General features: G+C 71.4%; 22 protein-coding genes and 2 pseudogenes. 12 read left to right on the plus strand and 12 right to left on the minus strand.

Annotated features, from left to right (window positions below):
* Nucleotides 1-11: 11 nt before the first annotated feature.
* From ABZ565_RS26865 to ABZ565_RS26885, 5 genes are all read right to left on the minus strand, one after another.
* The gene (locus tag ABZ565_RS26865) at nucleotides 12-527 is read right to left on the minus strand and encodes a DUF2871 domain-containing protein (RefSeq protein ID WP_361031975.1); all 516 of its coding nucleotides are present in this window, start codon (nucleotides 525-527) and stop codon (nucleotides 12-14) included.
* Between the two features lie 128 nt (nucleotides 528-655).
* Complete coding sequence (locus tag ABZ565_RS26870) at nucleotides 656-1,147, minus strand: amino acid transporter (protein WP_361031978.1); 492 nt, start codon at nucleotides 1,145-1,147, stop codon at nucleotides 656-658.
* Entirely contained in the window at nucleotides 1,144-1,911 is a 768-nt protein-coding gene (locus tag ABZ565_RS26875; protein ID WP_361031981.1) for a histidine phosphatase family protein, read from the minus strand. Before ABZ565_RS26875 ends, ABZ565_RS26870 begins: the two co-directional genes overlap by 4 nt.
* 28 nt (nucleotides 1,912-1,939) lie before the next feature.
* Nucleotides 1,940-3,013 carry a CU044_5270 family protein gene (locus ABZ565_RS26880; RefSeq protein WP_361031984.1) on the minus strand — a complete coding sequence of 358 codons (1,074 nt, stop codon included), beginning with the start codon at nucleotides 3,011-3,013 and terminating at the stop codon, nucleotides 1,940-1,942.
* Nucleotides 3,010-3,648: an RNA polymerase sigma factor gene (locus tag ABZ565_RS26885; RefSeq protein WP_161211807.1), complete on the minus strand. Its 639-nt coding sequence runs from the start codon at nucleotides 3,646-3,648 to the stop codon at nucleotides 3,010-3,012. The genes ABZ565_RS26880 and ABZ565_RS26885 overlap by 4 nt, the downstream gene beginning before the upstream one ends.
* 250 nt (nucleotides 3,649-3,898) lie before the next feature.
* Between ABZ565_RS26885 and ABZ565_RS26890 the strand changes: the two genes are divergently transcribed.
* Nucleotides 3,899-4,195 carry a hypothetical protein gene (locus tag ABZ565_RS26890; protein WP_361031988.1) on the plus strand — a complete coding sequence of 99 codons (297 nt, stop codon included), beginning with the start codon at nucleotides 3,899-3,901 and terminating at the stop codon, nucleotides 4,193-4,195.
* 79 nt (nucleotides 4,196-4,274) lie between these two features.
* Here ABZ565_RS26890 and ABZ565_RS26895 read toward each other — a convergent pair whose 3' ends face one another.
* Complete coding sequence (locus tag ABZ565_RS26895; RefSeq protein WP_361032136.1) at nucleotides 4,275-4,925, minus strand: peptide deformylase; 651 nt, start codon at nucleotides 4,923-4,925, stop codon at nucleotides 4,275-4,277.
* Between the two features lie 218 nt (nucleotides 4,926-5,143).
* On the opposite strand from ABZ565_RS26895, the gene ABZ565_RS26900 reads away from it, so the two are divergent.
* Entirely contained in the window at nucleotides 5,144-5,623 is a 480-nt protein-coding gene (locus ABZ565_RS26900) for a VOC family protein (RefSeq protein WP_361031991.1), read from the plus strand.
* A gap of 57 nt (nucleotides 5,624-5,680) precedes the next feature.
* On the opposite strand, the gene ABZ565_RS26905 is transcribed toward ABZ565_RS26900, so the two are convergent.
* From ABZ565_RS26905 to ABZ565_RS26915, 3 genes are all read right to left on the minus strand, one after another.
* Complete coding sequence (locus ABZ565_RS26905) at nucleotides 5,681-6,034, minus strand: beta/gamma crystallin domain-containing protein (RefSeq protein WP_161211803.1); 354 nt, start codon at nucleotides 6,032-6,034, stop codon at nucleotides 5,681-5,683.
* A gap of 219 nt (nucleotides 6,035-6,253) precedes the next feature.
* The gene (locus tag ABZ565_RS26910) at nucleotides 6,254-7,204 is read right to left on the minus strand and encodes an RNA polymerase sigma-70 factor (RefSeq protein ID WP_361031994.1); all 951 of its coding nucleotides are present in this window, start codon (nucleotides 7,202-7,204) and stop codon (nucleotides 6,254-6,256) included.
* Entirely contained in the window at nucleotides 7,201-8,409 is a 1,209-nt protein-coding gene (locus ABZ565_RS26915) for an FAD-dependent oxidoreductase (RefSeq protein ID WP_361031997.1), read from the minus strand. Before ABZ565_RS26915 ends, ABZ565_RS26910 begins: the two co-directional genes overlap by 4 nt.
* Before the next feature lie 112 nt (nucleotides 8,410-8,521).
* On the opposite strand from ABZ565_RS26915, the gene ABZ565_RS26920 reads away from it, so the two are divergent.
* Both ABZ565_RS26920 and ABZ565_RS26925 read left to right on the plus strand, forming a co-directional pair.
* Complete coding sequence (locus ABZ565_RS26920; protein WP_361032000.1) at nucleotides 8,522-9,121, plus strand: CGNR zinc finger domain-containing protein; 600 nt, start codon at nucleotides 8,522-8,524, stop codon at nucleotides 9,119-9,121.
* 3 nt (nucleotides 9,122-9,124) lie between these two features.
* A complete protein-coding gene (locus tag ABZ565_RS26925; protein WP_361032003.1) occupies nucleotides 9,125-9,520 on the plus strand; it encodes an SRPBCC domain-containing protein in 396 nt (131 codons plus the stop codon).
* Nucleotides 9,521-9,544: 24 nt separating this feature from the next.
* On the opposite strand, the gene ABZ565_RS26930 is transcribed toward ABZ565_RS26925, so the two are convergent.
* Nucleotides 9,545-10,756 (minus strand): FAD-dependent monooxygenase, encoded by a 1,212-nt coding sequence (locus tag ABZ565_RS26930; protein ID WP_361032006.1) that lies wholly within the window; start codon nucleotides 10,754-10,756, stop codon nucleotides 9,545-9,547.
* Nucleotides 10,757-10,768: 12 nt separating this feature from the next.
* Nucleotides 10,769-11,593, minus strand: a complete 825-nt coding sequence (locus tag ABZ565_RS26935) for an alpha/beta hydrolase (protein ID WP_361032009.1) — start codon at nucleotides 11,591-11,593, stop codon at nucleotides 10,769-10,771.
* Between the two features lie 78 nt (nucleotides 11,594-11,671).
* Here ABZ565_RS26935 and ABZ565_RS26940 point away from each other — a divergent pair, with 78 nt between their 5' ends.
* The gene (locus ABZ565_RS26940; protein WP_361032012.1) at nucleotides 11,672-12,508 is read left to right on the plus strand and encodes an AraC family transcriptional regulator; all 837 of its coding nucleotides are present in this window, start codon (nucleotides 11,672-11,674) and stop codon (nucleotides 12,506-12,508) included.
* A 21-nt stretch (nucleotides 12,509-12,529) separates the two neighbouring features.
* Nucleotides 12,530-12,817, plus strand: a pseudogene (locus ABZ565_RS26945) (maleylpyruvate isomerase N-terminal domain-containing protein); the annotation flags it as partial.
* A 163-nt stretch (nucleotides 12,818-12,980) separates the two neighbouring features.
* Here the strand turns inward: ABZ565_RS26945 and ABZ565_RS26950 are convergent.
* Nucleotides 12,981-13,778: a TIGR03084 family metal-binding protein gene (locus ABZ565_RS26950; RefSeq protein ID WP_026171893.1), complete on the minus strand. Its 798-nt coding sequence runs from the start codon at nucleotides 13,776-13,778 to the stop codon at nucleotides 12,981-12,983.
* Between the two features lie 255 nt (nucleotides 13,779-14,033).
* On the opposite strand from ABZ565_RS26950, the gene ABZ565_RS26955 reads away from it, so the two are divergent.
* The 6 genes and pseudogenes from ABZ565_RS26955 to ABZ565_RS26980 form a co-directional block, all read left to right on the plus strand.
* Nucleotides 14,034-14,591: a DUF5987 family protein gene (locus ABZ565_RS26955; protein ID WP_361032015.1), complete on the plus strand. Its 558-nt coding sequence runs from the start codon at nucleotides 14,034-14,036 to the stop codon at nucleotides 14,589-14,591.
* Nucleotides 14,588-16,240 carry a GMC family oxidoreductase gene (locus tag ABZ565_RS26960; RefSeq protein WP_361032018.1) on the plus strand — a complete coding sequence of 551 codons (1,653 nt, stop codon included), beginning with the start codon at nucleotides 14,588-14,590 and terminating at the stop codon, nucleotides 16,238-16,240. Before ABZ565_RS26955 ends, ABZ565_RS26960 begins: the two co-directional genes overlap by 4 nt.
* On the plus strand, nucleotides 16,237-17,346 hold the full coding sequence (locus ABZ565_RS26965; RefSeq protein WP_361032021.1) for a carboxymuconolactone decarboxylase family protein: 1,110 nt from the start codon (nucleotides 16,237-16,239) through the stop codon (nucleotides 17,344-17,346). The genes ABZ565_RS26960 and ABZ565_RS26965 overlap by 4 nt, the downstream gene beginning before the upstream one ends.
* 465 nt (nucleotides 17,347-17,811) lie before the next feature.
* Entirely contained in the window at nucleotides 17,812-18,828 is a 1,017-nt protein-coding gene (locus ABZ565_RS26970) for a ParB/RepB/Spo0J family partition protein (protein WP_361032024.1), read from the plus strand.
* A 20-nt stretch (nucleotides 18,829-18,848) separates the two neighbouring features.
* On the plus strand, nucleotides 18,849-19,691 hold the full coding sequence (locus tag ABZ565_RS26975) for an AraC family transcriptional regulator (protein ID WP_361032027.1): 843 nt from the start codon (nucleotides 18,849-18,851) through the stop codon (nucleotides 19,689-19,691).
* A gap of 319 nt (nucleotides 19,692-20,010) precedes the next feature.
* Nucleotides 20,011-20,223 (plus strand): annotated as a pseudogene (locus ABZ565_RS26980) (IS5/IS1182 family transposase); the annotation flags it as partial.
* Between the last annotated feature and the right edge of the window lie 172 nt (nucleotides 20,224-20,395).

The following is a 20,395-nucleotide window of genomic DNA, read 5'->3' on the forward strand; positions in this document are numbered from 1 at the left end:
CAGGTACGAGCTCAGACGGCGCTCGCCGCCTCCGCCGTCGGCTCCTTCGGCGTGGCGTCCGCCTTGACGTGCGCGTTGACGCGCTGTCCGAGCAGGACGAAGAGCAGGATCAGCCCCACGGTCAGCAGGATGTGCCCGAGCCCAGCGGTCAGCGGCACGGCCTCCGCGATGTGGTCCTCGTCGCGGCCGAGCACCGTCAGGATGCCGTGGACGCCCATCATCGCCGTCGAGATGGCGATGCCGATGTTGTAGAACCAGAAGAACGCGGTGAACAGCTTCGAGCCGGACAGTCCGAAGACCTTGTCCAGGCCGAGGACGATCAGGAAGACGAGCATGCCCAGCGCCAGAAGGTGAGTGTGCATGAGCGCCAGCTGGGTATCGCCGTGAAAGTCCTTGATTTTCGTGAACTCCCGGTAGAAAAGCCCCGAGATCACTCCGACGATCATGTAAACGTGTGCTGCGTAATATGACTTCCGCATGGCAGAGTTCGCCCCCCCTGGGTCGAATACCGTACTGATCAAGGCCATTCAAACACCCGGCCTCGCGCGTACGGGTGTTTCACCCAGTGCGCCGGGAAGCTTCACGAGCGATCCTCAAGTCGCCTTCGAGCGCTTCTCCTGCGCGCTTTTGCCGGTGGTCGTACCCCGCTCCAGGATCAGAAGTGCGTGCCGATACCGAACGTCTCCCGGAGTCGGGCCATGTCGTGGAGATCCCGCTCCCTGGGCTCGTACCCCTGGTGGAAGTACACCTGCTGCGCGGCGGACAGGCAGGGCACGGTACGGCCCCCGACGCTGCCCGTGACGAAGCAGTCCGCCGGATAGACGAACGGCTTCCCGGTCTCCAGCGACTCCTGGAGGGCGCTTCCGTCCGGGCCGAACGAGAGCGGGTGCAGATCGATCTGACGCTCCGCCTGGTCCGACACGACGAACCGTACGGGCCGCCAGTCGAGTGTTTCCGCGAACCCGGCCGCGGTAAGAGCGGCGACGACCGCCGGCTCCTGCTCGAGGCGGTGCATCAGGTCCAGATCCCGGTGCTCCCGGGTCTGCCGCCCCACCAGGGCGTCGACACCCCAGCCCCCGCCGACCCAGACCTCCGCACCGGCCGCCCGCAGCAGGTCCAGGATCTCCAGCACGTCATCGCCCGTCACGCGGTCATGTCCCCTTCCTGAGCGAGGTGTGCGGTCCCGCCCCAGAGCCGCAGGCTCAGGCGCTGGCCGTCGCCCTGCCAGTGGGACAGCGAGGCGTTGGGCACCGGCGGCACGTCCTCGGGAGCCGCGGCGCCGAGGCCCGCCAGGGCGAAGCGGACGGCGACGACCGCCGCGTCATGGGCGACGAGCAGCACGCGCCGCCCGGGCGCGGCCCGCTCCAGACCAGCGAGGAACCCGCGCACCCGCAGGGCGACATCGGCCAGTGATTCGCCGCCCGGCGGGCGGTAGAACCACTCGCCCAGCCGTTCCCGGCGCGCGGCCTCCTCCGGGTCCCGCGCCGCCAGCGCGGCCGGGGGGTACAGCTCGAAGACGCCCATCTCCCGGTCCCGCAGCCGCTCGTCCACCAGAAGCGGAAGCAGAGCGACGCCCTCATCGGCCGCGTACCCGGCCATCAGCTGCCAGGTCTGCCGGGCCCGTACGTACGGCGAGCAGACGACGAGGTCCAGCTCACCGGCGTACTCCACGAGCCAGCGCCCGAGCGCCCGCGCCTGCGCCTGTCCGAGGCCGGACAGCGGTACGTCGCGGTCGCGTCCTTCCAGGGGCGCCGCGCCCGCCTCGGCGAAGGCGACGTTGGCGGTGCTCTGCCCGTGCCTGACCGCCCACAGCGCGCCGAGCGCGTTCGGGACGGGGAGAGGAGCCCCGCCCGGTTCCCCCTCGGGACGCCAGGGCGCCGCCTCGCCTCTTCCCCGTACCGCGTCTGTCATGCCGTCAGGCTACGGGGAGTTCTGCCGGTCAGGCCGTGGTCGACGGCTTCTCGCGGAGGGCGTCGACCACCGCGCGTTCCAGGACCGCCGACGTGTTCGTGACGGTGCCCTTCCGGCCCATGGAGGTGTCCCGGATGAGGTAGGTCCGCTCGCCCAGGTACGCCAGGGTCTTCGCGTCGAAGATCCAGGCTGTGCGCCAGCCGGCGCGCTCGTCGTCGCGGGCCACGCCTATGCCGTGCCGCCCGGCCGCGTCCACCGCGTCGGAGTCCACGCTCACGCCGGGAATCCGCGCCGCGGCCTTGTACAGGGCGGCCGCGGTCCTCGGCGGCATCAGGGTCTCCCGCAGCAGCTCGCCGATGGCCTCGAAGGCGTCCTGGTCCGGGTCCCGCTCGTCGGCCGGGGTGTTCCGCGCGTCCTGGTCCGCGGTGATCTCGGCGGCGAGCCTGCGGAGCAGGGCGTCGGGGTCGGTGGGCAGGGAGGCGAGCCAGGTGTACGTCGGCCGGTTGAGGCCCGCCGGGTAGCCGACGGGCTTCTCGCCGTCCGGGACGCCGACCTCGATCGGGACGTACCTGCCGTCCTGGTGGATCAGGCCCTCATCGATCACCGGCCCGGACTTCTGCGCCATCCAGACCTCGCGCTCACCGGGCCTGCCCAGCTTCACCGGGCCGCCGAACGCGCCCGTGTTCTCGGCCTGCAACGTCCTGACGTACACGTATTGGTCGTCGGTGACCTCGATGGCGTCGCTCTTCGAGGCCACCGTGGCGATCCGGTCCAGCAGCACGGTCGCACCGCGCGGGGCCGGGGCCGTGGCGGCGGTGCGGGGGGCCTCGTCCTGGCCGGTCACGGCGAGCGTGGTGAACAGGACCCCGCCCAGGGCCAGTCCGGCGGCGGGCAGCAGGACGGCGGGGCGCAGGAGGCGGGGCCGGGGGCGGGGTCCGGGGCGGGCGGTGGCGCGGTCGCCGTCCTGGTCGATCAGCTGCATCAGGGCTTCCTTGTGGTGGAGATGGCGCCCCGGAGGCAGATCCCGTTCGGCCGGGGCCGGCAGCAGCCGGGCCAGTTCCTCGAGTTCGGCCCAGGTGGGGCCGGAGGCACGGTCGTTCATCGGGCTTCCTCCTGAAGGGGCAGGGCCACGAACGCGGCCCTGCCCTGTACCTCTCCGCGACGGGTGCGGGGTTCCCCGGCGTTGTCGTTCCGTTTCCGTTCCCTGGCCAGCCGCTCGTCCGTGAGCCGCCTCAGCCGTTCCCGCGCACGGGACAGCCGCGACCGCACCGTGCCCACCGGCACGCCGAGCGCCTCGGCGGCCTCCGCGTAGTCGAGGCCCGACCAGACGCAGAGGGCCAGCACCTCGCGGTCCTGGCGGCGCAGCCCGTCCAGCGCCTGCCGGACCGCGGCGAGCCGCCGGGCGTCGTCCACCTGCCCGGCCGCGGCGTCCGCGATGTCCGCGACAGGCTCGGGGGCGGGGCGCCGGGCCAGAAAGGCGAGGCGCCGGCCGGTGCCCCGGTTGGCGTTGCGCGCCTTGTTCGTGGCGATGCCGAGCAGCCACGGCAGCAGCGATTCGCCTTCCGGCTCGACGGATTGCCGGGTCCGCCAGGCGGCGAGGAAGGTCTCGGACATGACCTCCTCGGCCGCCGACCAGTCGCCCGTCAGCCGGTAGGCATGGTTGTAGACCGCCCGCGCGTACTCCTCGTAGAGCACGGCGAACGCCTGACGGTCGCCCGCCCTGATGCGTGTGCGCATGCGCTCCCGGTCTTCCTGATCATCACATCTCACACCCCTACCTCTCCGGCCGAACCAGCGGGTTCCCGTGACCCCCGCCACACCAGGAGTCGGTCGGACGGCGGTTGGCGCGAATTCCGCCGGCAGGCCGAGGCCGCCACTCACCGATCAAGGCCATCGGCGCCGCCGACGGCTAATGACCCCGAATAGGCATTTCTGTAGGTTGACTAGTCATGGCCACCAGGCGGCTGATGTGGGGAGGGTCTGACGAGTGGCTGAAAAGGCCGTGCGGAAGTCAGTGTCGCTGGCTGTGTTTCTGGCTGTGGCCGCTGATCCGGGGGTGCCGTTCAGGGTCGTCGAGCTGGCGGGCCGTGGTATCACCGCGGATGCGGCCGCGAGCCGTTGGGTGCTTGAGGCCGGGAAGCCTTCTCCCGACGGCTTCGCACTCGCCGACAAGTTGATCGACCTCGCCGAACGTGAGGATCAGCTTGTCGCACTGTGGCACGAATATGGAGCCGACGAGGTCGGTTCGGCTCAGGCGTTGCGCGAGCGCATGCACCGGCGATGACGGCGTTCCGCTCACCGTGGCTGCGGTGGTCGGTGCCGTTGAGCGCACCAGGATGGCTTGCCGAAGACACCCTCCACGATCACGATCTGGAAGCAGCCTGCCGGGCAGCGGACCAAGGATGGGACGAGCCGCTAAGTGACCAACACGGAGCCCGGCCCCGCCTCGGCTGCTCCTGCTCGTAGTCCCACGCCCGCCCGGTCTGGCGGTACTCCTCCACGGGGATGGGAACGACGCCCGTCCGCATCTGTGCGGTGTAGAGCAGGCCGTCGAGGTGGTCGATCTCATGGTGGACCAGCCGGGCGAGCCCTCGTTCGTAAGTGGTGGTCACCAGACGGCCCTCCAGCGTGGTGGTCTCCACGGTGATCCACAGCGGCCGAGGGACCATGCCGCGGACGTCGAAGAACGACAGGCAGCCCTCGTACTGCTCGTCTTCCTCGCTGGAACGGTCGGTGATTCGAGGATTCAGCAGGACGATCGCCGGAGCTTCGGGTGCGGGGGGCTGGACAACGGCGGCGGCGCGGCCGATGCCGATCTGGGGTGCCGCGATGCCCATGCCCTTGGCGAAGGGGTGAAATGGCCCGATCCGCTCCATCGAGGCGAACAGCCGCTCGATTGCCTGCTCGGCCGCATCGCGCTCAGTCGGCAGGTCGAAGACGCGCGCCCGCTCAGCAAGAACGGGGGCCCCGCGCTGCACGACGCCGAGGTCCCGCATCTGCTCACTGGGTCGCATCTGGATCACCTGAACTCCCCGTTATCCGCTTCATGTTCGGGACTGGCCCGGAACCGCCACTCCAAACGGTATCGGGCGTGGAGCGCGGGTGCGGAAGTGCTCCAGGCGAAGACGCGCACCCTTCCCTCCTCGCGCTGGACCGGCGCCGTCTCGAACAGCAGCCACACCCCCTTGCCAGGGACATCCCCACTGTCAGACCCGTCTGGGATGCTCCGGCCATGGAGACGGAGACCGAGATGGCGCCCGAGATGACCCTGCAGATGACGATCGACTGTGGCGATCCGCAGCGGATGGTGGCCTTCTGGGGCGAGGCTCTGGGGTACGTCCCCGAGCCGCCGCCGGAGGGGCATGCGAGCTGGCGTGCCTATTGGGAGGACATGGGGGTGCCCGAGGAGGAGCTGCCGCCCGGGGCGGGGGATCTGCCGGAGTCGATCATCGATCCGGCCGGGCGCGGGCCGCGGGTGTGGTTCCAGAAAGTCCCGGAGATGAAGGCGGTCAAGAACCGGTGGCACTTCGACCTCAAGGTCGGCGGGGGGCGTGCCGTTCCGCTGGAGGTCCGCAAGCGGCGGGTCGATGCCACGGTGGCGCGGCTGGTCGGGGCCGGTGCCACGGTGGCGGAGGTCAGGGAGCTGCCGGACATGGACTTCTACGCCACCGCCATGCTGGACCCGGAGGGCAACGAGTTCGACGTGGTCTGACGGCCACGGTCACCGCCGTTCGTGAACAGCGGTGACCGGTGGTGCGCTTCCGGGCGCTCAGAGGATCTGGATGCTCTTGATCCGGGGCGGGTTGTTCGGGAACGTGATGTCCGTCCAGCGGTTGATCCGGACCGAGTCCCCGTTGACGTCGTAGTAGATGAGGTCGTTGTTGCCGGTGACGATCCGGTCGGCCCACCAGCCTCCGAAGTCGGTCCTGCCCGCGTTGGCGTAGCAGTCGACGCTCTGACGGCCGTCGAGGTGGGAGTAGATCTTCAGGAAGTCCGCGCCGCCGACGCACTCCACGTGGTCGATGGCGTAGGCGGACCCTACGGGTACGGCGACGGTCAGCGAGGCCGCGGCGGCGAATGCCATGGCCAGGGAGCCGAGAATCCGCTTGCCCTGTGCGATCACGGGATCTCCTTCGTACGAGCCCGGCGTCGCGCGGCCGGGCGGGACTTGGGGGACACGGCCGGGGGTCCGGCCGGGTCGGTGACGTGGCGCCATGACATACCGGGGCGCACTCCGCCGAGCCGGTGGCGACTCGTTGACGATCTTGTAGCCGTCGCACCGGCATATGCGGAAGGCGGAGCGGTGCCGCCCGTTTTCGACCCGATCGGGCGAGGGCGACGGCTACCGTGCCCCGATGTCGTACGCGACGCCCTCGGCGACCGCCCGCAGCTTTTCCGGGTTGGCCACGTTGTGGATCGCGGTGATGCGCCCCCGCGCGTCGAAGTCGAAGGTCACCGTGGCGATGACGCGGTCCGGGCCGCTGAACACCATGCCCGGGCCGCCGTTGATCTCGACGAGTTCGGCCTTCATGTCCGCCGGCTCGACGCCCTGGTAGGCGACCGTGCCGATCGCCGCGAACCAGCCGGCCACCGTGGCCGCGCCGGTCACCGGGCGCAGGGCCTGGCGGACCTTGCCGCCGCCGTCGGTCCACAGGGTGACGTCGGGGGAGAGGAGTTCGAGGAGGGCGTTGACGTCACCGCCCGTCGCGGCGGCGTGGAAACGTTCCGCCGCCTCGCGCTGCCGCGCCCGGTCCGCCTCGAAGCGCGGGCGCCGGGCCCGCACATGCTCACGGGCGCGGTGCGCGGCCTGCCGTACCGACGCCTCGGAACGCTCCACCGCCTCGGCGATCTCGGCGTGGCTGAAGGCGAACACCTCCTTCAGCACGAACACGGCGCGCTCCAGCGGACTGAGCGTTTCGAGCACCACCAGCATGGCCATCGACACCGACTCGGCGCCCAGCGCGGCCGATTCGGCGTCCGGGACGGGCTCGGAGGGTCCGCCGCCGGTCAGGATGGGCTCCGGCAGCCACGGCCCGACGTACGTCTCCCGTTTGTACCGGGCGGACCGCAGCCGTTCGAGCGCCAGGTTCGTCACGATCCGGGTCAGGTACGCCTTGGGGTCGGCCACCTGCGAACGGTCGGCGGCGGACCACTTGAGCCAGGCGTCCTGCACGGCGTCCTCGGCGTCGGCGGCGGTGCCGAGGACGCGGTACGCCACGGAGAACAGCAGCCGCCGGTATTCCAGGAAGACCTGCTGGCCGGGCTGGGCGGAACGGTCGGCGGCGCCGGTCATTTGTCCCCTCGGATACGTCGGGTGCGGGTGAAGCGCCCTCCGCGCGGCCAGAACGCGCCCGACGCGGGCATCTTCTTCATACGGCCGTACGTCGGCCAGGGCGAGGCTGTCACGGTCTCCTTGTACCGGACGGCCACCGCTCCCACCAGACAGATCCGGCGTGGGCTGTCGTCGGGCCGGGTGAACTGGACGACCGCGTCGCCCCGGCCCAGGCTCACCGGCGTGTGGTAATAGCCGAACCGGAAGGGCTTCGGCTGCTTGCCCCTGAGGACGCGGTCGATCGACAGCGCCGCGTGCACCCCGGTCGGCATGCCGCCCTGGCAGGTGCCGTGCATGACCCCGTAGCCCTGGCGGATCGCGGCCGCGTCGCCGACCGCGTACACCTCGGGGTGCGAAACGGAACGCAGCGCCCGGTCGGTGACGATGCGTCCGCGCGCGTCCGTCTCCAGACCGGCCGCTGCGGCGAGCGGTGCCACCCGGGTGCCGCCCGTCCACAGGACCGCGTCGGCCGCGATGCTCTCGCCGTCCGCCAGCTCCACCGAACCGGCGAGCACCTTCACCACGTCCGCGCCGATGCGCACCCGCACGCCGAGCCGGTCGAGGGCGGCCCGCACATGTGCCGCCGCCCTGTCGTTCATGGTCGCGCCGGGCTCCTCGCCGCCGAGCAGGACCACGTCGAGGCGATGGTAACGCTCGGCGATCTCCGCCGCCGACTCGATGCCGGTGAGCCCGGTGCCGACGACGGCCACGGTGCCGTGGCCGCCTTCGAGGGCCTTCAGCCGTTCGGCGAGCAGCTGCGCGTCCTCGGGGCTGCTCAGGGTGTACGCGTGGTCCTCGGCGCCCGGCACCGCAGCGGTGTCGGCGACCCCGCCCAGCGCGTACACCAGCGTGTCGTAGGACAGGACGCGCTCGTCGTCGACGCGTACGGTCCTGGCCCCGGCGTCCACCGCCGTCACCCAGCCCCGCGTGAACCGCGCGCCCGTGCCCTCCAGCATCTCCGGGACGCTCATCGCGTCGAGCGGACGCCCGGCGGCCACCATGTGCAGCCGCATCCGCTCGGTGAACCGCTCCCGCGCGTTCACCACGGTCACCCGCACCGCGTCCCCCCGCTTCCGGGTCCGGGCCGCCAGCTGCACGGCGGCGGCCATGCCCGCGTATCCGGCCCCCAGAACCACGATGTGGTGCGTCTCCCGCTGCGTGCTCATGATCAGTCCTTCCTCCATCGGTCGCTGACAACCAGGGGATGGGGGCGGGGCCCTCGGATGTGACATGGCGCGATTGTGGCGTGGGTCATAGGTAACCGGTTATAGTGGTTACATGGATGCTGAGCCCTTGGGACTGACCCTCCGGTCCACCACCGGTGCCGCCTACCGGTTCGACCCGGGCGCCCTGTGCCTGGAGCTGCTGACGACCGGCGGGCCCGGCCCCTACCGGCGGTACGAGGTCCTGCACCGGCCCGCCGACGTGACCGCCTGGGCGGAACGCTCCCGGCTGGCCCCCACCCCCGAGCTGGCCGTCTCCGCCGTGGAGGTCGCCGCAGTACGGCTTCTGCGCGACGCGCTGTTCCGGGTGGTCATCGCCCACACGCGCGGCGAACCGCACCCGGCCGGCGACCTGGCCGTCATCAACGAGGCCGCCGCCCGCCCCGCCCTGGCGCCCGCCATCGCCCCGGACGGCAGCCGCCGGTGGGCCGGTGCCCCCAGCGGGACGGCGCTCGCCGCCACTGTCGCGCGCGACGCCGTCGAGCTGCTGACCGGCGCCCACGCGCACCGCATCCGCACCTGCGCCGCCGAGGACTGCCATCTGATCTACGTGGACACCTCGCGCCCCGGCCGCCGCCGCTGGTGCTCGATGGAGCACTGCGGCAACCGTCACAAGGTCAGGGCGCTGCGCGCCCGCCATTCCGAGGAAGGATGACCGATGCCCACCGGACTCACCAGGGACACGGGCTGGCAGATCGGGGTGTCCCGCACACTGCCCCACCCGCCGTCCGTCGTCTGGGACTTCATCAGCGGCCCCGAAGGACTCGCCCTCTGGCTCGGCTCGGACACGGAGCTGGCTCCGGAGCGCGGTGCGCCCTACCGGACGGCCGCCGGGGTGACCGGCGAGGTGCGCGGCTACCGCCCGGCCGACCGCATCCGCGTCACCCACGGCACCACCACGCTCCAGGTGGCCATGGCCCCGGCCGCCGACGGCGCCCGCACGATGCTCCGCTTCCACCAGGAACACCTGGCGAGCGCGGAGGAACGCGAGCGGCAGCGAGCCCACTGGCAGCGGGTGATGGACCGGATGGAGGCCGCCCTGGACCGGCCGTAGAGGATTCCGCTTCTCTACCGGCTGTCAGGGGGCGGCGGCCGGTGCGTAGTCCTCGACGGGCATCGCGTTGTAGAGCCGGGCGCTGCGCGTCGTGAGGCGGAGCAGTGCGCGGCCCGGGCCCGCCGGCAGGGCGGAGACCAGGCGGGCGCCCTGGGCCAGGCCCCAGCCACCCAGCCGCGACGTGGGGATCAGCGTCCGCGCCGCGCTCGACGCGACCGCACGGCTGCCGCGTACGTGCTCCGCCATCACACGCTCGTACGCCGGGAACGCCCGCTCGTGGTCGCCCCCGGCGCGGGCCAGCTCCCCGGCCAGGACGTACGCGCCGACCACGGCCAGCGTGGTGCTGCCGCCGACCGCGGGACCGGGGCAGTAGCCCGCGTCCCCGACGAGCGTCACCCGCCCCCGCGACCAGCTGTCCATCCGGAGCCGGCTGATCGAGTCGAAGTAGAACGCCGACGTACGGTCCAGCTCCTCCAGCCACCCGTCCACCTGGGGATGCAGCCCGGCGAACGCCCCGCGCACCAGCTCCTTCTGCCGGGGCACGTCCCGGTGGTCCTCGGCGGGATCGCGCGCGCTCCGGAACAGGAACAGGACTCGGGCGTCGTCCAGATGGCGGGCCCCGTACGCACCGGCGGTGCGCCCCACGCCGACGTGCATCAGCAACTCCCCGTCCAGGCCGGAGACGTTCGGCAGACCCAGCACCGCGAAGCAGGCCCCGAGGAAGGAGCTGCGGCCCGCGTCCGCGCCGAAGACGAGGCGGCGCACGGTGGAGTGCAGCCCGTCCGCGCCGACGACGAGATCGAAGCGGCGGGGCGCGGCGTGCTCGAACGTCACCTCGCCGCCGGCGGAGACCGAGGTGACCGAGTCGCCGAAGAGGTACTCGACGTCGTCGCGGGTGGCGTCGTAGTAGATCGTCGTCAGGTCGTCGCGCATGACCTCGACGTGCCGGTCGGAGGCGCCGCCGAAGATCTTGGTGAGGTCCGCCCGGACGGGCCGCCGGGCACCCTCCCGGAAGACGCTCATCCGGTCCGTGCCGGTGGCGCGCTCCTCGATGCGCGGCAGCACCCCCATCCGCTCCGAGATGTCCACGGCGGGCCGGAACAGGTCGACCGCGTGGCCGCCGGTCCTGCGCAGCGCCTCGGCGCGCTCCACGACGGTGACCTCGAAGCCGTACCGGGTGAGCCAGTGGGCGAGCACCGGACCGGCGATCCCGGCCCCGGAGACGAGAATCCGCACGACGTCCTCCCCTCAGCCGTGGAGCGCGGCGAAGTCGAGCAGGGGGCCTGCGACCCGGGGCGGGTCCTCAAGGATGGGCGAGTGCCCAAGACCCGGCAGCAGTTCCACCCGGGCGCCCGGGACGGCGTGGTAGTCGGCGGCGGACGAGGAGCGCCAGCGGCGGTCGTCCTCGCCGAACAGCACCAGCAGCGGCTTCCCGAGCACCGCCAGGCGCTCCGGCAGCGCCCGCTCCTCCAGATAGGCGCGGGTGGCCCCCATGGTGGCCGTGAAGGAGTGCAGCGTCATGGCGCGCACCTCGCCCAGCAGCGCGTCCGGCACCCGGTAGCCGGGGCGGCTGAAGCCCGTGCTCGCGAACTGCCGGATCTGCTCGTCGCTCGGCGGCCACTGCGTGGGGGCGGCGGCGCCGGAGCCGGTGGCGATGAACGCGCCCAGGCTCGGCCCGGTGTTGACGAGCACCACGGCGGACACCAGCCCGGGGCGCTCCTCGGCCAGGGCGGTCGCGGTCACCCCGCCGCTGGAATGGCCCACCACCACGGCCCGCCCGGCACCGAGCCGGTCCAGCACCTCGCCGACCCGCCGCGCCTGGTCCGGGATCGCGTAACGGCCGTCGTCCGGCTTGTCCGACCCGCCGTGCCCGAGCAGATCGACCCGTACGACGCGGTGGGTCCCGGGCGCCACCAGCAGGGGCACCAGCGCGTCCCACGAGAGGGCCGAGGACGCCGAACCGTGGATCAGCAGGAGCACGGGGGCCTCGCGCGGCCCGTGCTGGCACACATGGAGGGTGTCGCCGTCGTCCAGCGTGAGCAGCGACGACCCGGTAGTCCTGGAAGCAGTCATGCCCCCACTGTCGCGACCGGCCCCGCCCGCGTATTGAACGAATGTTCCGGCAGGCGCAGACCCTCGTAGCATGGAGGGGTGAACACGTTCACGCACGGTACGGCTGTGTGGGACGTCGCCCGTCCGCAGCGGCCGAGCCGGGTGGCCGGAGTCACCATGGCCGGGTTCGGCGTCCTCGACCTGGACGCGTTGCGCATGGTCCCGCACCCCGCGGTCACGCTGCTCCTCGAATTCGGCGCGGGCACGCCCGTTCTCGACCGCTCCACCGGTGAGCAGCAGCGCGGCTGCCTGGCCGCCGGGCCCGGGCTCGGGGCCGGGGGAGCGGTGCGGGTGCGCGGGGAGAACGTCGAGTGCGTGCAGGTGCGGCTGTCCCCGGTGATCGCCCGCGCGGTCCTCGGCGTGCCGCCCTCCGAGCTCGACGGCGCGGTCGTCCCGCTGGACGCGCTGTGGGGCCGTGAGGCGTCCCGGATCCGCGAACAGCTCGCCGAAGCCCCGTCCTGGCAGGCCCGCTTCGCGCTCGCGGACGCCCTGATCACCCGCCGGCACGCGGCCGGGGCGGCGGTGGACCCGGAGGTGGCCCGGGCCTGGCGGCGGCTCACCGAGGGACACGGGCTGCCCCGGGTCGAGGAGCTCGCCGCCGACGTCGGCTGGAGCCGCAAGCGGCTGTGGTCCCGCTTCCGCTCCCAGCTCGGCCTGCCGCCCAAGCGCGCGGCGACCCTGGTCCGCTTCGACCACGCCGCGCACCGCTTGGTCGCGGGCGAGGGCCCCGCCCGGGTGGCCGCCGGCGCCGGGTACGCCGACCAGTCCCACCTGCACCGCGACGTCATGGCGTTCACCGGGGCCACCCCGGCGACGCTGGCCGCCGAACCGTTCCTCGCCGTGGACGACCTCGCCTGGCCGTGGCGCACCCCCTAGCGTGGGCCCACGCATCCCCTTTCGCGTTCCTGGACGGCGCTGCTCGACGCCGTGGCCGGTCTTCCCGACGAGGATTTCGACAAACCCTCGGGCTGTACGGGGTGGCTCGTCCGGGACCTGGTGTGTCACCTGGTCATCGACGCGCAGGACGTCCTGATCACCCTGGTCACCCCCGCCGACGAGCCCGCCACGACCGACGCGCCCGGCTACCGCCCGCCGAGACCTGGCCGTGGCCCGGGCCGCAGCACCCCCCCGCAGACGGCTGACCTCGGCGACCTGGCGGCACGGCTCCTGCACATCCTCGGCTGACGAAAGGGCAGGCTGACGGGAGGTCACGATGACACCCGGTCAGGCAGGCGACAGAGAAACGGGGAAGTTGTATCCGTTTCTTCGGCAGGGGCCAACCTGCGCGGCGGGCGCATGGCCGCATGGTGCCACGGTGCCGCTCCGTGGATGCGACAGAGGGCCGGCCCTACGACGCGAACTGCCCCGGCTTCCGCCCCGCGCCGCCCGGGCCCCGGTACGCCTGGGCGATGCCCAGCCACTCCTTGGCCCTGGCCCCCTCCGTCCGTATCGCTAGGTCGGCGTGGTGTCGGCGACGGGAGACCAGCAGCGCGAAGTCAGCGGCCGGGCCGGTGACCCGGTCTTCGGCGTCCTCCGGTCCGAAGGTCCATGTGGTGCCGCCTGACGGGGCCGTCAGCTCGAAGCGGAACTCCTCGCGCGGCGGCTCCATGCCGTGCGCCTGGTATCCGAAGTCCCTTGTGTGTACGCCGAACCAGGCCAGGTGTCCCACCCGGTCCGTGTACTCACGGCGTACACCGAGCGCGTCGGCGATGTCCTGGCCGTGCGCGAAGACCTCCATCAGTCCGGCCGCGGCGAGCACGGTCGGCGGCAGGGGGTTGACCAGCCACGGCACGGTGTCCTTCTGGTCGGCCTCGGAGAGTCCGGCCACCGAGGCGGCCAGCTCCTCACGCCAGCGTGCCCGCGCCGCTTGGGGGCCTGCCGCCAGGAACTGCGCGAGCGCCGCGTCGACCGCCGCCTGAAAACCGTTCTTGGCCTGTGTCGCGTATTCCGCGAAGCGCTGCGGGTCACGTGCGGAAGTCGCGGCGAGATGGCAGACGAAAGCGAGGTGCGCGACCTGGTGGGCCACGGTCCAGCCCGGCGCAGGCGTGGGCAACTGCCACTGCTCGTCGGTGAGATGGTCGAGGAGCGCGTCGATCTCCTCGCCCTCGGCCACCAGATCCGAATACACGTCAAGTGATTTCGACATATGCGGTCCTTTCGGGAAGGCGGTTCATGCGCATGCTGGTCAATGTGTGGCGGAACAAGTCTGTTGCGGAACCCGGTGATTCGTCTTCTTGCCCGTTGCCCGGTGCGTGCCACCCACCCTTCGGCGCGGTACTCGACCGGCATTCACGGAGATGCGCTCCCTACCGCACCCACCCAAAATCAAGCACGCCGCACGAATCCAAGCGCACGGACACAGACAGCCACACGGCATTCGCCGCGTCCCAGGGAGTCCGCCATGCCAGAAACGGAATGCCCGCCATCGAGAAGCACCGTTCTTGAGGCATTCGCCGACACGATCATCCCCGGCGAGAAACGTCATCCGGACGACCGGGCCGTGGCCGGGGTGAGCGAGGGCGGCGGGGCGGTGGCGGCGGGCGCGATCGACGTCCTCGAAACACCCGAAGGCGGCATGGCCCCGGCGCTTGACGACCTGGCCCGCATGCTCGACGAACACGCTGTCGCATACCGCGCAGGGCGCGGGCTGCCCGAGGACCGCGAGCCCTTCGTCGGCCTCGGCTACGACGACCGGCTGGCGCTGGTGGGCGAGCTGCTTGCGCCCGGCCACCCGGAGCACGCCATGTGGGCCGGACTGGCGATGTTCAGCTTCATGGCCTTCGACACGGGCGCCCACATGCACACCGCGGACGCAATCGCGGCCGGGCACCCGGGTCTCGCCACCCTCGGCTTCGCACCGCCCGGCGAGGACGGGCTGTGGCGGTTCCCCGCCTACTCCTACGGCCGCCCACTCGCAGACGTACACCCCGACACCGATCCCACTGGGAGCCCCGTGTGAATGCCACCGAAACCACGGACGTCCTGATCGTCGGCAGCGGCTTCGGCGGCTCGATCACCGCCTACCACCTCGCCGCCGGCGGAGCGAAGGTGACGGTACTGGAGCGCGGGCCCTGGCTGAACTCCGAGGAATTCGACCACGACTTCAAGTTCGGCTCCTCGGCCACCCGCGTGTTCGACTTCGTGGTCGGCGACGGGATGAGCGTGCTCGGCGGCAACTGCGTGGGTGGCGGCAGCGTCGTCTACTTCGCCACCATGCCGCGTGCGCCGCGCTTCGTCTTCGAGCGCCACGGGTCCATCGGCCACCGGATGTGGCCGGCCGCGATCGACCGCGACGCGCTCGAACCCTGGTACGACCGGGTGGCCGAGGCCCTGCCGGTCACCCCCACCTCATGGGACGAAGTCCCCTACATCGGCGGGGTGTTCGCCGCCGCGTGCAAGGCCGCCGGGCACACCGCGAATCCGTCACCGTCCGCCGTGGACACCAGCCTGTGCACCAACTGCAACTGGATGATGTCCGGCTGCCGGTTCGACGCCAAGCGGTCCCTGCTCCTCAACTACCTGCCCGCCGCCCTCTCGCACGGCGCCGAGATCAGGCCGCTGCACGAGGTGCAGAAGATCACCAAGCGGGACACCGGCGACTACCGGGTGCACTACAACACGATCGACGAGGTGGACTACCGGCAGCAGACCGGCTCCGGCACCATCGACGCCAAGATCGTGATCCTCGCCGCCGGCACCGCGGCCACCCCGGTCATTCTGCAACGTTCGGAGCCCGAGCTGGGTCGCATGCCGCACGCGGTCGGCCGCTACTTCTCCGGCAATGGCGAACGGCTCAACACCGCGGTCCTCGAAGACGACAAGGTAAGGGAACTTCTCGGGCTCTCCCGCGACGAGGCGAACGCGTACGGCGCCTACCAGATCGGCCGCGGACCGGTCGTGGCGTCCTGGGACCGCCTCGACGGGGACCTGCCGGAGTACGAGCGGTTCTCGCTGGAGCAGCTGTACTTTCCCCCGGGCTTCGGCACCATCCTGGCCCAGGTGCCGGATGCGAAGGGCCCCAGCTGGTACGGGCCGGAGAAGAAGGAGATGCTGCGCAAGTGGCGGTCCTGGCTGACTGTCTTCACCATGTCGGAGGACGACAACGAGGGCGTGTTCGGCCCGCCGCCGCCCACCGGCAACTCGGAACGGCTCTCTCAGCAGCTGCTCGGCTTCGGCAGCCTGCGCTACCGGCCCACCGAGAACACGCTGCGCGGCTGGGAGATCTCGGACGCGGCGGTCCGGGACATCCTCGAACACAATGGGCTGGCCCGGGTGATGCCGTGGACCAACGACGTGATCGGGGCGTACACGGTGCACCCGCTCGCCTCGTGCCGCATCGGCGACGACCCGGAGACCTCCGCGCTCGACGACCGGCACGAGCTGCGCGGGCACCCGGGCATCTTCGTCACGGACGGATCGGCCGTACCGGGGGCTCTCACGGTGAACCCTGCCTTCACCATCGCCGCGCTCGCCGAACGGGCGGTGCCCGGCATCGTGCAGGCGCTGCGCGAACGTGGCGTCGAGGTGCATTACGGGGCACCGGCGCCGGACGGCGGAGGCGCGGCCCGGCGCGGCACCGCGGCCGCCGTACGCACGGTCCTGGGATGACCGGCATGGCCCCGGTCACCGCGCGCGCCATGCGCGGACTCGCGCTCGCCCAGATCCGCTACGTCACCCCGGTGCGGCCCGGGGACGCGGACGGTCCGACGGCCGAGGTGTACCGGCAGGTGGAACGGGAGTTCGGCGTGCTGGCGCCCCCGGTGGTGCTGCACTCGCCCGCGCCCGAGTTGATGACCGGCGCCTGGCTGATGCTCCGGGAGGCCCTGATCGCCCCGGGCGTGGTCGACCGTGCGGTACGCGAGGCGGTCGCCGCGGGAGTCTCGGCGGCGAACAGCTGTCCCTACTGCGTGTCCGTGCACGGCGCCACGCTGCGCGGCCTGGCAGGCGACCAGGCCGCCCGGACCATCGTCGGCGGGCGCCTCGCGGAGGTGGCCGACGAGCGGCTGCGCGAGGCGGCGCACTGGGCCACGACGGCATCCCTGCGCCCCCGCGACGGCGAGGCCCCGCACACGCCGTTCACCGCGCGGGAGGCCCCCGAGTATGTCGGTGTGGCGGTGCTCTTCCACTACCTCAACCGGGTGGTCAACACCTTCCTGGAGGACGCGCCGATGCCGGCCAGTACGCCCCGGGCCGGGCTCGGCATGGTGCAGCGCGTCCTCAGCGCCATGATCCGCGGTGCGAGCCGGAGGATCGGCGCGGCCGGTGACTCACTCGCCCTGCTCCCGTGGGAACCGGTGCCTGCCGACCTCCACTGGGCGCAGGCCAGTCCGCACATCGCGCAGGCATTCGCCCGAGCTGCCGGCGCGGTGGACCGGGCGGCCCGCCAGGTGGTCGCCCCGAGCGTCCGGGACCTGCTCGACCGGGAACTCAGGGTCTGGGACGGTGCGCCCCGGGGACTCGGCCGTGGCTGGCTGGACGCCCTGCTGGCGACGCTGCCCCCGGCCGACCGCCGGGCCGGCCGGCTCGCGCTGCTCGTCGCCTTTGCCTCGTACCAGATCGACGCCGATGTCATCGAGGACTACCGCGGGGACCGGCCGGACGACGCCGGTCTGGTCGTGCTGGCCTCTTGGGCGGCGCTCTCGGCGGCCCGCCGGGTCGGCGGCTGGACCGCGGGGGCGCCGGCCGCGAACGGTGGGCCTGGAGGAACGGGGTGAAGATTTCCGGGGCGCTCTGAGGGGCTCCTGGTCGCCACTGCGGCGGGCGCGGTCAGACCGCGCCCGCCGCACAGCCGTGTCCAAGCGGGTTCCGGTCGTCCCGTCAGACATGGTTCCCCTTCTTCACGGCCGCATGGCGGGTCTGATACGCACACAGCTTTGGGCAAGGCTGCGTCCGAGGCAAGAGGCGTGCATCTCGCGGCGTGCCCTACCAAAGGACACCGCCACAACGGCAACTAGCCGAAGTAGCGAGATTTGTTGCCAGAGGTGTTCTGGTTCTTCTAGCTTCGCCCGGTCGGAACGGTGGCGTGGAGACCGGTGTCGCGAGGAGAGAGATCGTCATGCACTCCAGGCAGTGGATGCCCCATGATGCGCTCGCTTGGACCACCGCACTCCGGCTGACTGGTGTCGGCACCCGTATACGGATGTAAGCGGGAGCGTCCGGCAGAACGATTCGCTCGGAAAGTGGAGGAATCCGTGAAGGGAATCGCTGCACGAATGAGGGACCAACCGCCTTACTTCACCCAGTCCGTGTACGTGAAAGACCTCGTGGTCGCGGATTCACCGCGTATCAACGGGGTCGACGAAGCTCATGCGCGCCGCCTCGCGGATGTCTACCCCTCGCTGCCGCCGATTCTGGTGCACAGCCCGTCCATGCGGGTGATTGACGGGATACACCGGGTCAGGGCAGCAATAATTCTCGGACTCGACGCGGTCGACACCCAGTTCTTCGACGGGTCCGAAGCCGAGGCGTTCATCCAGTCGGTCGCCCGGAATACCGCCGACGGCCTGGTTCTGACGCTGGCCGACCGCAGCGCCGCCGTGCGACGCATCCTCGACAGCTTCCCCGCCATGTCCGACCTGAGCCTCGCCGTCTACACCGGGCTTGACGCCGGCGTCGTGGCCGAGGTGCGCTGGCGCGCCGCGGTTGGCGCGTCGGAGCCGGACCACGCCGGCGGCGCGGCCAGGCTGCCCGCGCCGGACACCGCCGCATGCGCCCAGGTCGCTACACCCGGGCGCAGCAACCCCGGAGAACAGCGGGAACCCGGCGAGCGGACGGCGGGAGCGCTGTCCGGCGGCGCCCCGCAGAGCGCGGGGGAGTGCGCGCGCGGACACGAGGAGGAGCACGCCCCCCGGGCCCGGCCGTCTCTGGTCCCGCCCCGGGTGCCCACGGCGCGAGACCCCCAGCTTTGCGGCGGGCGGCCCGTGATGGCGCGCACCGCCCGGGACCGGCTGCGCATCCTGAGCAACAACCCGTCCCTCCGCAACTCGCAGGCCGGACGGGAATTCCTGCACTGGCTTCACGGGCATTTCCTCACGGACAAGGCATGGAAAGAACGTGTCGACGCGATTCCGCCGCACTGCACGGAGACCGTTGCGGAAATCGCGCTGAAGTGTGCGGACGCCTGGCGGCGCTTCGCTGACGAACTTTCGGACAGGGAAAGGATGCAGTCGGTTCCCGCCGGCCGTTCCCGCGCTTGAATCCTTCGAAGGGGTTACCCATGACCACCGCTTCCATGGAGATTGCAATCCTCCAGGTCATCGACTATATGCATGAACGTCTTGACCAGGACCTGACTACTGACGACCTGGCAAGGACCGCGCAGTTCAGTAAGTTCCATTTCTCCCGGATGTTCAGAGAGGTGACGGGCGTTTCGCCGGGGCGCTTTCTGTCCGCGCTCCGCATTCAGGAGGCAAAGCGCCTTCTGGTCGGCACCGAGCACAGCGTCGCTGATATCAGCGCCCAGGTCGGATACGGCAGTGTGGGGACATTTAGCTCGCGGTTCAAAGAGTGTGTCGGAATATCGCCGAGCAGATTCCGGGAACTGGACGGGAATTTCAGGAGTGTGACCGCGCAGCCGACGTCACTGGAAAGTGCTTCCGGTTCCGCTCAGGGGCTCTCCGTGCACGGCCGCATCGTGCTGCCGGGCGACCGGCCCCTTGGGCAGGTGTTCGTCGGGCTCTTCGAGAGCCCCATCCCCCAGGGCAGCCCCGCGCAGTGCACCATCATGGACGGACCCGGCCCGTTCGAACTGCGCGACGTCCAGCCGGGGACCTGGCATCTGATGGCCGCCTCCGTCCCCTACGGAAGCCCCTCGGTCGTGGCCGGCCGCGGACGCGGAGGCCCGGAGAACCTGTCCGTCGGACGCTACGGGCCCGTCACGGTCAGGCCCGGGGTGCTGCTGATGCCCGCAGACGTGGTGCTCCGCCCGGCGAGCCCGCTGGACCCGCCGGTGCTGATCGCCGTGCCCGGGAGTAGTACGGAGGCCACGTCCGGAGGGGTACGCCGCCGGCACGAGGCGACGGCGATCGGCGCGCACTTGCGCGCCCCGGCCGGCCTGTGAGCTGTCCCCGCTCCTGCCCGTCCGGGGCGCGCAAGTGCTCTCCAGGCCCCCGCCGCCGTCCGGCTCGCAGGAGTCCGGCCTGATCGTCCCCCGGAGTGTGCCATCCGATTTCACTGCCCTCCATATGCCTATGACATATGGAGGGCAGTCTTGCCCCAGCAGGTCAGCGTCTTGCCCTTGCAAAGGGGGCACCCCCACTGGGGGTCCTGTGCACGACGCCGTGCACTGTGCGATCGAGATGATGTGGAGCCACTGAGCTCTTCCCGACGGGAGATCGGGACGCGGTGGCGCCGGCCGGGTTTGGCATCGGGGCCGGGCCAAGGCGTACCAAGGGGCCGGCGGGACCGTACGGGTCCCGTTCCGGAGCCGCCGTCTCAAGCGATGGATACGCCGTCACCACAGCAGCCACGCCAAGATCCGCCGCCTCGGTGAGCAGACCGTGGCCACCGTGAAGAGCCGGCGACTCCTCCGCAAGCTTCGATGCAGCACCAACCGCATGACCGGCATCGTGAAGGCCGCCCTCGCCCTTCACCACACCTCAAGCGGAGGTTGGAAAAGGCTCACCGTTCGATTCCGGAAGAAAAGGAACAAGTTAAGGTCCGTACCCCGTAATCCCTAGCGGGCAGCGAACAAGTGCTGGCCCTTCTTCCAAAGTGCTGAGTTGCCGGTGCCACCCCCCGGAAAAGCCTCGGCGCCCTTAGCAT

It is taken from the genome of Streptomyces sp. NPDC016469, from assembly GCF_040632905.1.
GTDB lineage: Bacteria > Actinomycetota > Actinomycetes > Streptomycetales > Streptomycetaceae > Streptomyces.